This is a genomic window from Streptomyces sp. NPDC046931 (assembly GCF_040644655.1).
Lineage (GTDB): Bacteria > Actinomycetota > Actinomycetes > Streptomycetales > Streptomycetaceae > Streptomyces.
On sequence record NZ_JBEYWX010000043.1, the window covers coordinates 23,658 to 35,321 of the forward strand.

Genomic DNA, 11,664 nt, shown 5'->3' on the forward strand with positions numbered 1-11,664 from the left:
GACGGAATCTGTCGACCAGGTGTCGAGTGCTCGTCGAAAAGGCAGGACGGAGTGTCAGTGGTGCGTGCCACACTCGGGTGGCATGGAGAAGAACGATTCTCGGGAAGCCCTGGTCAGGGCGGTCCGCACGGGGGCGAGGGTCAGGTACCTGCATTTCTGGGGCCACCGTCCACGCCGGGACGGACAGATCGGGCCGAGCTGTCTGAGCCAGTGGTGGCCGTCGCCGTTCGCCGTGGACGGCGTGGAGTACGCGACGGCGGAGCACTGGATGATGGCGTCGAAGGCACGTCTCTTCGGCGACGCCGACGCGGAGCGCACGGCTCTGCGGGCGCCGAACCCGGCGCTCGCCAAGAAGGCGGGCCGGCTGGTGCGCGGCTTCGACGAGGCGATATGGGAGCGGGAGCGGTTCGCGATCGTGGTCGAGGGCAGCGTCCACAAGTTCGCGGCGCACGCCGATCTCAAAGCGTTCCTGCTCGCCACGGGCGACCGGGTGCTCGTCGAGGCGAGCCCGGTGGACCGGGTGTGGGGCATCGGGCTCGCCGCCGACGACGAGGCCGCAGCGGATCCGGGGCGCTGGCGGGGGCCGAATCTGCTGGGATTCGCGCTGATGGAGGCGCGGGAGCGGCTGCGGGCGCGGGCGTGACCGGGCACAGCCGTGAATGAGAAAGGGGCCGCCCCGCCGGGCCGGCCCCTTCTGCGACTCCGCCCCCACTCAAAAGGTGCCGGCGCTCCCAAGGACGCTGGCGAACAGCGCGAAGCCCAGCAGCGGCAGCACCACCGTCGCCACGATTCCGCAGACCAGGCCGGCGGTCGCAGCGCCCTTGTTGGTGGCCTCGCCGCGGTTGGCCTTCCCCCTGCCGATCGCGCCGAAGATGATGGCGAGGATGCCGAGGATGACCCCGAAGAACCACAGGAAGAAGGTCAGGCTGCACACCAGGCCGATGATGCCCAGCACCAGACCCGTGGTGCCCATGCCGTTGCTCGGCTGCGCGGGCATGCCGTAACCGGGCCCCGCCGGGTACCCCACGGGCGGCGCGGCCGGGTAGGACGGTCCCGGCTGCGGGTAGCCGTACCCCGGGCCGGACTGCGGGTAGCCGTAGCCGGGCGTCGGCTGCGGCGGTTGCGGCGGCGGTTGTGGCGGTTGCGGCGGCCCGAACCCACCGGCCCCCGGACTGGCGTCGGACATGACTGGTCTCCCCTCCGTTGACGCTCAAGGCATCGTAGTGGCCCTGCGCCCCGCGGGTGCCGGTCGGGAGGGGCCGGGGTCAGCGGTGGAAGAGGACGGGTGCCGAGACGCTGAGCGCGTTGTTTCCGATGTAGGGGTCCTCGGGGCGCGGGGGGTGGTTGATCGCCATCGTGATCCCGATGACCATCAGCACGATCACGGCCACCCCGAGGACGATCCCGACGATGCCGAGGATGAAGCCCGCGAGGGCCTGGCCGCGGTTGTCGGCCTCCCCCGCGTCCGCTCGCTTGCGGCCCTTGATCCCGAAGATCACCGCGAGGATGCCGAGGACCAGGGAGACCACGCCGTACAGGCAGAAGAGGCACACCGCGAGGATGCCGAGCACCATGGCGGCGATCCCGAGTCCGTTGCGCGGGGGCGCCGGTATCCCCGGCCAGCCGTAGCCGGCGTAGCCCGGGGGCACGGGGTGGCCGTAGCCGGCCGGGGTGGCGTAGGCGGCCGCCGTGGGATCCGCGGGCGCCATCGGCGGCGGCGGTACGGGGAAGCCCGCCTGACCGGGACCGGGACCGGGGGCGGCGCCCGCCTGCGGGCCGGGGGCGGCGCCCGCCTGCCAGGGGCCGCCGGGACGCGGCGGCGCGGGGGGCTTGTCCATCGACACCTTGCGCTCCGGCGGCGCCCACGGGTCGTCCGCACCCGCTGCGTCGTACGGTCCCCGGTGTGCTTCGTCCGCCACGGCCATCCCCCTAGTTCCTCGGACCGTCATGCTAAGGCCAGGGACACGACGACGCTCCAGCCGCCCCCGGGATGGCCGTCCCCTGTGACCGGGCCCCTCGCGGTCGGCCCGTGACACATGGGCCGGACCGTATGCCTAGGATCGTCCCCGAGTCATCGATCAGCCGATCACCCGCGTCCCGCCCGAACCCGGCGCCGGAACGCCGTTCCCGGGGAGGAACCTTGACCGACCACCGCGACACCGGTGCCGTGCGCGACCTGCACGCCTTCATCTCCGGACTTCCCAAGGCCGAACTGCACGTGCACCACGTCGGCTCCGCCTCCCCCCGCATCGTCGCGGAACTGGCCGCGCGCCACCCCGACTCCAAGGTGCCCACCGACCCCGAGGCCTTGGCCGACTACTTCACCTTCACGGACTTCGCGCACTTCATCGAGGTGTACCTGTCCGTCGTGGACCTCGTGCGCACCCCCGAGGACGTGCGCCTGCTGACGTACGAGATCGCCCGCGACATGGCGCGGCAGCAGGTCCGCTACGCGGAGCTGACCCTCACCCCCTTCTCCTCCACCCGGCGCGGCATCGACGAGCGTGGGTTCATGGACGCGATCGAGGACGCCCGCAAGGCGGCCGAGGCCGACCTCGGGACCGTGCTGCGCTGGTGCTTCGACATCCCCGGCGAGGCGGGCCTTCAGTCCGCGGAGGAGACGACCCGGCTGGCCACCGACGACCGGCTGCGCCCCGAGGGGCTGGTCTCGTTCGGGCTGGGAGGACCCGAGATCGGCGTGCCCCGGCCGCAGTTCAAGCCGTACTTCGACCGCGCCATAGCGGCCGGCCTCCACTCCGTGCCGCACGCGGGCGAGACGACCGGCCCCGAGACGGTCTGGGACGCCCTCGTCGAGCTGCGCGCCGAGCGCATCGGACACGGCACCAGTTCCGCCCGGGACCCCAAGCTGCTGGCGCACCTCGCCGAGCACCGCATCGCGCTGGAGGTCTGCCCGACCTCCAACATCGCCACGCGGGCCGTCGGCACGCTCGACGAGCATCCCCTCAGGGAGTTCGTGCAGGCCGGTGTCCTCGTGACGATCAACTCGGACGACCCGCCCATGTTCGGCACTGACCTCAACAACGAGTACGCGGTCGCCGCACGGCTGCTCGACCTCGACGAGCGTGGCCTCGCCGGCCTCGCCAGGAACGCGGTGGAGGCGTCCTTCCTCGACGACGCCGGCAAGGCGAAGCTGGCGGCCGAGATCGACACCTACACCACGGCCTGGCTCGCGCCCTGACGGCACCACCACAATGAGTCCCATGCGCACCGTGACTGCCGTGGCCCATCGCGGCGACCCCTACCGCCACCGCGAGAACACGATCGGCTCGCTGCGTTCCGCTCTCCGACAGGGCGCGGACGCGGTGGAGATCGACGTACGGCTCACCCGGGACGGCGTTCCCGTGCTGCTGCACGACGCGACCCTGAAGCGGCTGTGGGAGCGGGACCGGCCGCTCGCCGCGCTCTCCTCCGCCGAGGTGCACGGACTGACGGCGGGCGGAGTGCCGACCCTGGCGGAGGCGCTCACGGCGACCGACGGAAGCCGGGTGATGATCGATCTGCCGGGCGGGCCCTCGGCCCGTGCCGTGCGCCGGATCGTGGACGTCGTGCGCGAGTGCGCCGCCCAGGAACGGGTGTACTACTGCGCGGGGGCGCAGACCATGCTGGCGGTCCGGGCCGCCGACCCCGCGGCGGAGATCGCCCTGACCTGGACGACCCTCGCGCCGCCGCGGCCCGCCCTGCTGGACGCGGTCCGCCCGCGCTGGCTCAACTACCGCTTCTCCCTGGTGAGCGCGGAGCTGGCGGGCCGGGTGCACCGCGGCGGTCATCTGCTGTCCGTGTGGACCCCCGACACCCGCCGCTCGATGCGGCGCCTCCTGGACCTGGGAGTGGACTCGATCACCACGAACCGGCTCGACGCGCTGCACGCGGTGCGCGGCCGCTGAGGGTGGACCCCTGTGGCCGGGACGGCGGACAGGACGTGTCCGCGGCAGCGGGCGGGCATGCCGCCCCGCCCGCGATGATTGCTACATTGCGCAACCGTACAACCATTGGGCGGGGTCAGTCGTCCCCTCCGTATGAGTCCGACGGATGAGGGCGCTGCCATGCCGACGAGTCATCAGGCCACCCCGCGCCGCCCCCGCGGCCCGCTCCGCACGGCGTTTCTCGTCGCCGTGGCGGTGGCGGTGCTGGGGACGGCCGGCCTGGGGTGGATCTACCTGAAGCTGAACGGGAACATCGACACCTTCGACGCGGGCGGTGTCTCCAGGAACCGTCCCCCCGAGGGCTCGTCGAAGGGCGAGAACGTCCTCGTCATCGGCTCGGACGCGCGCACCGGGGGCAACAGCGCGCTCGGCGGCGGCGACAGCAACGACGTGGGCCGCTCCGACACCGCGTTCCTGATGCACATCTACGCCGACCACAGGCACGCCGTGGCCGTGTCGATTCCGCGGGACACGCTGGTGACCATCCCGCCCTGCAAGCTGCCCGACGGCAGCTGGACCAGTCCGCGGACCGGCGCGATGTTCAACGACGCCTACTCCGTCGGCAACACCGAAAAGGGCAACCCAGCCTGCACCCAGAACACGGTGGAGAGCCTGACCGGTCTGCGCGTGGACCACACCGTGGTCGTGGACTTCAAGGGCTTCGCGGCGCTCACGGACGTGGTGGGCGGGGTGCCGGTGTGCCTCCCGCAGGACATCTACCAGAAGGACCTCAACCCCAACCGCGCCACCCGCGGCGCCCTGCTGTTCGAGAAGGGCGAGCAGACCGTCTCGGGGCAGAAGGCGCTGGACTACGTGCGCATACGGCACGGGATCGGAGACGGCTCCGACATAGGCCGTATCAAGCGCCAACAGGCGTTCGTGGCGGGCCTGATCAAGAGGGTGAAGAGCGAGGGGTTCACCCCGGCCAAGCTGCTGCCGCTCGCCGACGCCGCCACGAAGTCGATGACCGTCGACCCGGAGCTCGGCACGGCCAACAGACTGATCACTTTCGCCATGTCGTTGCAGAACGTCGATCTGCACAACACCAAGTTCGTCACCATCCCCTGGCGTTACCAGGGTTCCCGGGTCGCGATCGTCGAGCCCGACGCCGCCGAGCTGTGGGCCGCGCTCAAGGCCGACCGGACGATCGACGGCAAGGACGCCGGCCGCCGGAAGGACTCGGGCGGTGGAAAGGGCCGGACGACGGCGAGCGCATCCGCCGCCCCGAGTCCCGGCACCGGTGCCTTCGGCAAGGGCGTCGCCGTGGCCGTCTACAACGGCACCACGACCGGCGGCCTGGCCTCCCGCGCCGCATCGCAGCTCGCCGCGCACGGTTTCACGGTCATCGGCACCGCCAACGCGAGCACCCAGGACCACACCACCACGGTCGTCGAGTACGGCACCGGTCAGAAGGACCAGGCCGAGAAGATCGCCGAACTCTTCCCCGGCGCCCGGCTGGAGCCCCTCGGCGGCACGGGCATCAACGTGGTCCTCGGCCGGACGTACGCGACGCAGGACGCCTCCGCATCACCGGCACCGGCCGCCATCCCCACCTCGGTGGCGCGTGAGGCCCGGTCGGCGGACGACGACCCGTGCTCCAACCTCACATACGGATCGGGCGGTTAGAGGCAGAGGGAGACGCGGCGGCGACAGGTGAGCCCGCACCGGCCGGCCGGTGCGCGAGGCCGGGCGTGCGGGGGGCGGCCGTGCCGGTGGCGGCCGTCCCGGTAGCGGCCGTCCCGATGGCGGAAATCCCGGCAGCCGCCGTCCCGCCCGCGCGCGCGGCCAGTTGGCCGACCATGAGCCGGACGACGGTGACGACGTCCGGGTCGTCGACGTAGTAGACCTGGCGCCGGCCCTCGCGGCGGGAGCCCACGAGACCGGCGAGCTTCAGCTTCGACAGATGCTGGCTGACCGCGGGCAGGGCTCCGCCCACCCGGTCCGCGAGATGGGTGACGTCGCTCTCGCCCTGGGCCAGGGCCCACATGAGATGCAGACGGGAGGCCGAGGCGAGCAGCCCGAAGGCGGCGGCCGCCTCCGCCAGGACCCCGGCGGACGGGTCCTCGAAGCCACCGACGTTCTCCGGCACTGTCCGCTCCCGTCCCGTCCCGATCACTGTCGCCGCACGCGCGGCGCCCCAGTGTAGGCGTCCGGTCCACGGCCCGGGCCGCTCCGGCGGGACGTGCCCCCGGATGCCGCCCGGCCGGAGGTCACTCGTTCACCGGCCCTCTTCCCGCCGTTCGATGCGCTCCACAAGCTCGGCCGCCATCGTCTTGATGGTCTCCAGTCCTTGGTGACCCCAGGGGTGCGGATCCTGGTCCACCACGCAGATGGTGCCCAGGACCATGCCCGTGTGGTCGATCAGCGGGGCTCCCAGGTAGGAGTGGACCCCGATGGCATCGACGACGTGATTGCCGGCGAAGCGCGGAAAGTCGCGGACGTCGTCCAGCACCAGCGCCTTGCGCCGCCTGACCACGTGCGGGCAGAAACCGATGTCGAGGTCGCGAGGCATCACCCGGCCCGGCACGGGATCATCGAGCAGAGGGGTCTCCAGCTCGACGGTCGTGTCCGAGGCCGCGCTGTACAGGCCGGCGAAGTACTGGCGGTTCTCGTCGATGAAGAAGTTGACTCCCGCGTAGCATCCGCCGGTGCGCTGGGCCAGTTCACGTGCGAAGTCGTCGAACTCGGCGACCGGCTTGTCCTCGATCCCCAGTTCCAGCAGCCGGCGTCTCCGGGCCTGTGCCTCAGGGTCCTGCGGCGGAAGAAGCAGGTGACGTACGGCGATCCCGGTCTCCCCTCCGAAGGGAGTTCTGGGCACCATCGCTGTCATGGGCACTCCTTGAAGTGATCAGATGCTGCACAAGTGAGAGCAGAACCCGGATACCCGAGCTGGACAGGCGGGCGTCACACAGGACCACCGGCACCTCGGGCCTGAGGTCCAGCGCCGCCCGTACCTCTTGCGGGTCGTACTGGTGCGCGCCGTCGAACTCGTTGACCGCGACGACGAAGCCGATGCCACGCGCTTCGAAGAAGTCGACCGCCGGGAAACAGTGCTCCAGCCGGCGGGTGTCGGCGAGCACGACCGCACCCAGCGCACCGGCGGACAGTTCGTCCCACATGAACCAGAAGCGCTCCTGCCCGGGTGTGCCGAACAGATAGAGCACGTGCTGCGGGCCGATGGTGATCCGCCCGAAGTCCATGGCCACCGTGGTGGTTGCCTTGTTCTCCACCCCGTCCAGCCGATCGGTGGCAGCACTGACCTCGGTCAGCAGCTCCTCCGTGTTCAGCGGCTCGATCTCGCTGACCGCCCCCACAAAGGTGGTCTTGCCCACCCCGAAACCGCCGGCGACCAGGATTTTGATCCCCGTGGGCAGGGAGTCGGCGCCGGGTGCCTCAGAGTCGTTTGAGGAGCCCATCGCGCAAGGCCTCCAATAGTTCCGGATCGGGAGCGGTGTTCGCCCCCTGCATTACCAGGTTGAAGGGCCGGGTGACGACCACGCCACGCTCGACCAGGTCGGACAGCAAGACCTTGATCACCGTCGCGGGCATGCGGGTGAGCCCCGCGATCTCGGCCACCGTGACCGGCGTCCGGCACAGCTCCAGTACATGGGTGTGATCCAGTCCGAGGTTGCCCCGCGGCGTGGTGCCGGTGGCCACCACCATGGTCATCAGGTCGAAGTGGCACGTCGGTTTGGTGCGTCCTTCGCTGACGGTGTAGGGCCGGACCATCCGTCCGACGGTGTCGTCGAGCAGTGGTGTGTCCGGATCACCCGGGGCGTCCCGCATCCGTCACTGCCCCACCGACTGACGTGGAGCTGCTCCCAGGTGACGGCGGACACTCTTGACCATCATGGTCATCTCGTATCCCAGTACCGCCACATCCGCTTCCCGCCCGGCGAGCACCGCCAGCAGGGCACCCTGCCCGGCCGCGGAGACGAAGAGCAGCGAGTTGCTCAGTTCGGTCACGATCTGCTGCACACCACCGCCGTCGTCGAATCGCTTGCCGGCACTGCGGGCAAGGGAGTAGAGCCCGCTGGACAGGGCCGCCAGATGGTCCGCTGCGTCGGTGTCCAGTCCGTCCGCGGCCATCACCAGGCCGTCCGAGGACAACAGCAGTGCGCTGCGCGTGTGCGGCACCCGCTGCAGAAGGCCGGTCAACAGCCAGGAAAGATCTTCGCTCACCACGATCGCGTACTTCTCCTCAATGACGTCAAACTGCTAGGTGGCCGGGTCGGGGTGGAGCTCTGCGGCTTCCATGGGTTCTTCGGCCGCCTCGGATTCCTCGGCCCGGCGGATGCCGGTGCGGAAGGCGGCCATCAGGCCCGGATCGTGGTCGCTCTCCTTCGCCGCCGGGTCCGTGGGGGAAGCCTGGAGCAGCTCGGAGGGGAGGTGTTCATTACGGCGGCGCCTGGGCAGCGACGGGCGGCCGTCTTCCGCCGCGGGGGCCGCGACGGGCCCCTGTGGTTCTGCCGCCGGTGCGGGTACCGGGGTCCGGGCGGCGGGGATCTCCCGCGCCGGGGTCTGCTCTGCCGGGCCCTCCGCGCGTTCACGAGGCGCCCCGGATGTGACGCCCGACGGCTCTTGCCGAGGTTCCGTCATCTGCGCCTGACGGCCGAGCAGCTCGTGCGGCAGCACGACGACCGCCTGTGTACCGCCGTAGACGTTGTTCTGAAGCCGTACGGCGACGCCGTGCCGCCGGGCGAGCGCGGAGACCACGTACAGGCCGATCCGGCCGTCCTTGAGCAGTTCGCCCAGGGTGACGGTGTCGGGCGAGTCGAGCAGGGAGTTCATCTGGTTGCGCTCGGCGGAGTTCATGCCCAGGCCGCGGTCCTCGACCTCGATCGCCAGCCCGGCGGTGACGTGCTCGGCTCGCAGCAGCACCTGGGTATGGGGAGGCGAGAACACCGTGGCGTTCTCGATCAGCTCCGCCAGCAGGTGGACCACATCGACCACCGCGTGCCCACTGACCGTCCCCTCCACCGGAGGCACCATCTTGACCCGCGCGTACTGCTCGATCTCGGCGGCCGCGGAACGCATCACATCGCTCATGCTGACCGGTTGGGTCCACAGGCGGTGGGAGACGGCCCCGCCGAGCACGGCCAGATTCTCGGCGTAGCGCCGGACTCGGGTGGCCAGGTGGTCCACCCGGAACAAGCCCTTGAGCAGCTCCGGGTCCTCGACCTCGCTCTCCAGGTCGTCCAGCAGCCCGATCTCGCGGTGTACCAGGGACTCGAGCCTGTGGGCCATATTGGCGAAGACCTCGAAGTGCTCGGCGCCGCGCGGCTGTACCGCCGACTCCCGCGTGGTGGCCTCGGCCGCGCGCCGGGCGGACGCGACCTCGTCGTCGAGCCGGTCCAGCGCGTCCACCGCCCGGTCCGGCAAGGGGCTGCCCTGGAGTCGTCGGCGCTCGATCAGCTCATGGCTGCGCTCGAGTTGCAGTCGCAGTTGCGCCAGTTCGGCCTGGGCACGGACCTCGGAGCCGCTCACCTCGGCATAGCGGCGTCCCAGGGCCCTGGCCTTTGCGGAGGCGTACAGCCCTGCGCCCGTGAGGATCCCGCACACGACCACCAGCGTGCCGGTGAGCAGACCCCACGAGACACCCTTGTCCACGTGACCCACGCCCGCGCTGAACAGGAGAGCGGCGGCCACGGCTCCGGTGACTGCGACCAGCCCGGCAGGCAGCACCGCGAGAAGCACCATGTGGCGCCCGACCGCCGTACCGGGCGCGGCCGCTTCCGGGATATGCCACGTCCGCGAGTCGACCGCCCTCGCCTCCTGGGGGGTTTGTGGGGGCAACATCGCAGGCTCCTGCATCACAGTCCCTGATCGCGTACCGGTCAGTCGGCCGAAAGTGTGCGATGCACGTTACAGGTAACGGCACTCCGCGTCACTACTGGTCACCTCATGGGTATGGATTGCCAGTTCACATGACCGGACAAGGCACGTGCCACGCTCCGCGAGAAGAGCGCCGGCGGTCACCGCGCACAGGAACTCGCATCCGCCCGGCAGCCGGTAGAACTCCACCGAGTACAGGTCCTCCGCCATGTCGGTGGAGACGATGACCTCGGCGTCGAGGCCTCCGACCAGAGCCATGCGATGCGTCCTCACTTCGCGAACTCCGACGGGTCGACGAAGCCTGTCCAGCCACCGTCGGCGGTGACCGGGCTCCCTTACCGTCTGGGTAGCGGTAGTCGATGATGTCGCCGTGCGAGAACGGTCGTGATCTTGGTGCCAACCATCCCTCTTTTGTGCCGACTAAAAATCCTCGCCGCGGCGTTCCGCCGGCCCGCTCACAACCCCACGATCCTGTTCCAGCGCTTCGCAAACTCCAGTCGCTCCGTCGACGTGATGTCCCGTGCGATCGCCAGGCGGCGCCGCAGCGTGGTATCCGGGAAGATCAGTGGGTTCCCGGCCAGGGCGGCGGTGTCCTCGTCGCCGGAGGCGGCCAGCACGTCGCGGGCGGCGGGGACGGGGCAGACGTAGTTCACCCAGGCGGCGAGCGTCGCGGCGACCTCCGGCCGGTAGTAGTAGTCGATCAGCCGTTCGGCGTTCGCCTTGTGGCCGGCCAGGTTGGGGATCATCAGCGAGTCGGACCACAGTTCGGCGCCCTCCTCGGGGACGACGAAGTGGATGTCGGGGTTGTCCGCCTGGAGCTGGATCACGTCGCCCGAGTACGCCTGGCAGGCCAGCACATCGCCGCTGACCAGGTCCTTGGTGTAGTCGTTGCCGGTGAACCGGCGGATGTGGCCGCCGTGGACGAGCCGTTCGACCTGGTCGCAGACCCGGTGGAAGTCGTCGGCGGTCCACCGGGTGACGTCCACCCCGTTGCTCTGCATGAGCAGCGCGAACGCTTCGTCCAGACCGGACAGCAGAGTGACCCGGCCCTTGAGGTCGCTCGCCCACAGGTCCTTCGTGTGCCGGATCTCGCGGCCGAGCTTGCGGCGGTTGTACGCGACACCGGTGATGCCGGACTGCCAGGGCACGGTGAACCTGCGCCCCGGGTCGAAGGCGGGCGAGCGCAGCAGGGGATCGAGGTGACGTGTCACATGCGGCTGCCGGGCCCGGTCCATCTCCTGCACCCAGCCGAGCCGTACGAATCGCGCGCACATCCAGTCGCTGATGACGATCAGATCGCGGCCGGTGCGCTGATGGTTCATCAGGGCCGGGCTGATCTTGCCGAAGAACTCGTCGTTGTCGTTGATCTCCTCCACGTAGTCGACCGCGATGCCGGTGCGCTTCTCGAACGCCTCCAGCGTCGGCCGCCGCCCCGGGTCCTTGTCGTCCGTGTCGATGTACAGCGGCCAGTTCGCCCAGGCCAGCCGCCGGTCCCGGGCGGACAGGTCGGTGGCGGACCGGTCGCCGGATGCCACGTAGGCGGCGGGCACGCCACAGCCGGCGAGCGCGCCGAGGACCGTGCCGCCGGCGAGGGTGCGCAGAAGGGAACGCCGGGTTGGCAGGGGGGTCTTCGAAGTCCGGGGCATTCCGGCAGCATGCCGCCCCGCTCGGCGACCGGACAATCGACGCCGCGTCAAGCGGCCCCACGGGAACCCGACACCCTGTCGACCGGCCGTCGGGACGGGTGGCGGTGCCGCGGCACGCGGCGGCCCCGCTCGGGTCAACTCCCGGACGCTGTTGGTTAATTCGGGGCCTGCGTGACGTCGGTCTTCAAGACTCGGTTGTGGTCTTGAAGACCGACGTTGTCGTATGGGGTGGGTGTTGA

At 70.5% G+C, this 11,664-nt stretch carries 12 protein-coding genes and 2 pseudogenes; 4 read left to right on the forward strand and 10 right to left on the reverse strand.

Features of this window, described 5'->3' with window-relative positions; all coding sequences use genetic code 11:
- The first annotated feature begins 82 nt into the window (after window positions 1–82).
- Entirely contained in the window at window positions 83–643 is a 561-nt protein-coding gene (locus ABZ876_RS37990; protein WP_361790619.1) for an NADAR family protein, read from the forward strand.
- 69 nt (window positions 644–712) lie between these two features.
- Here ABZ876_RS37990 and ABZ876_RS37995 read toward each other — a convergent pair whose 3' ends face one another.
- Window positions 713–1,186 carry a DUF4190 domain-containing protein gene (locus ABZ876_RS37995; RefSeq protein WP_361790622.1) on the reverse strand — a complete coding sequence of 158 codons (474 nt, stop codon included), beginning with the start codon at window positions 1,184–1,186 and terminating at the stop codon, window positions 713–715.
- A gap of 79 nt (window positions 1,187–1,265) precedes the next feature.
- A complete protein-coding gene (locus tag ABZ876_RS38000) occupies window positions 1,266–1,925 on the reverse strand; it encodes a DUF4190 domain-containing protein (RefSeq protein ID WP_361790625.1) in 660 nt (219 codons plus the stop codon).
- Between the two features lie 148 nt (window positions 1,926–2,073).
- Between ABZ876_RS38000 and ABZ876_RS38005 the strand changes: the two are divergent.
- From ABZ876_RS38005 to ABZ876_RS38015, 3 genes and pseudogenes are all read left to right on the forward strand, one after another.
- Window positions 2,074–3,199: pseudogene (locus ABZ876_RS38005) on the forward strand (adenosine deaminase).
- A 22-nt stretch (window positions 3,200–3,221) separates the two neighbouring features.
- A complete protein-coding gene (locus tag ABZ876_RS38010) occupies window positions 3,222–3,905 on the forward strand; it encodes a glycerophosphodiester phosphodiesterase (RefSeq protein ID WP_361790628.1) in 684 nt (227 codons plus the stop codon).
- Window positions 3,906–4,064: 159 nt separating this feature from the next.
- Window positions 4,065–5,570, forward strand: a complete 1,506-nt coding sequence (locus tag ABZ876_RS38015; protein ID WP_361790631.1) for an LCP family protein — start codon at window positions 4,065–4,067, stop codon at window positions 5,568–5,570.
- Between the two features lie 151 nt (window positions 5,571–5,721).
- Here ABZ876_RS38015 and ABZ876_RS38020 read toward each other — a convergent pair.
- From ABZ876_RS38020 to ABZ876_RS38055, 8 genes and pseudogenes are all read right to left on the reverse strand, one after another.
- A pseudogene (locus ABZ876_RS38020) lies at window positions 5,722–6,033 on the reverse strand (metalloregulator ArsR/SmtB family transcription factor); the annotation flags it as partial.
- A gap of 129 nt (window positions 6,034–6,162) precedes the next feature.
- The gene (locus tag ABZ876_RS38025) at window positions 6,163–6,774 is read right to left on the reverse strand and encodes a GAF domain-containing protein (RefSeq protein ID WP_361790634.1); all 612 of its coding nucleotides are present in this window, start codon (window positions 6,772–6,774) and stop codon (window positions 6,163–6,165) included.
- Window positions 6,689–7,360 (reverse strand): ATP/GTP-binding protein, encoded by a 672-nt coding sequence (locus ABZ876_RS38030; protein WP_361790637.1) that lies wholly within the window; start codon window positions 7,358–7,360, stop codon window positions 6,689–6,691. Before ABZ876_RS38030 ends, ABZ876_RS38025 begins: the two co-directional genes overlap by 86 nt.
- Window positions 7,338–7,673, reverse strand: a complete 336-nt coding sequence (locus ABZ876_RS38035) for a DUF742 domain-containing protein (protein ID WP_361790640.1) — start codon at window positions 7,671–7,673, stop codon at window positions 7,338–7,340. The genes ABZ876_RS38030 and ABZ876_RS38035 overlap by 23 nt, the downstream gene beginning before the upstream one ends.
- Before the next feature lie 60 nt (window positions 7,674–7,733).
- Window positions 7,734–8,129, reverse strand: coding sequence for a roadblock/LC7 domain-containing protein (locus ABZ876_RS38040; RefSeq protein WP_361790643.1), 396 nt, complete (start codon window positions 8,127–8,129; stop codon window positions 7,734–7,736).
- A 33-nt stretch (window positions 8,130–8,162) separates the two neighbouring features.
- On the reverse strand, window positions 8,163–9,743 hold the full coding sequence (locus ABZ876_RS38045) for an ATP-binding protein (protein WP_361790646.1): 1,581 nt from the start codon (window positions 9,741–9,743) through the stop codon (window positions 8,163–8,165).
- A 66-nt stretch (window positions 9,744–9,809) separates the two neighbouring features.
- Entirely contained in the window at window positions 9,810–10,037 is a 228-nt protein-coding gene (locus ABZ876_RS38050) for a hypothetical protein (RefSeq protein ID WP_361790649.1), read from the reverse strand.
- Between the two features lie 197 nt (window positions 10,038–10,234).
- Entirely contained in the window at window positions 10,235–11,425 is a 1,191-nt protein-coding gene (locus ABZ876_RS38055) for a spermidine/putrescine ABC transporter substrate-binding protein (RefSeq protein WP_361790652.1), read from the reverse strand.
- Window positions 11,426–11,664 lie beyond the last annotated feature (239 nt).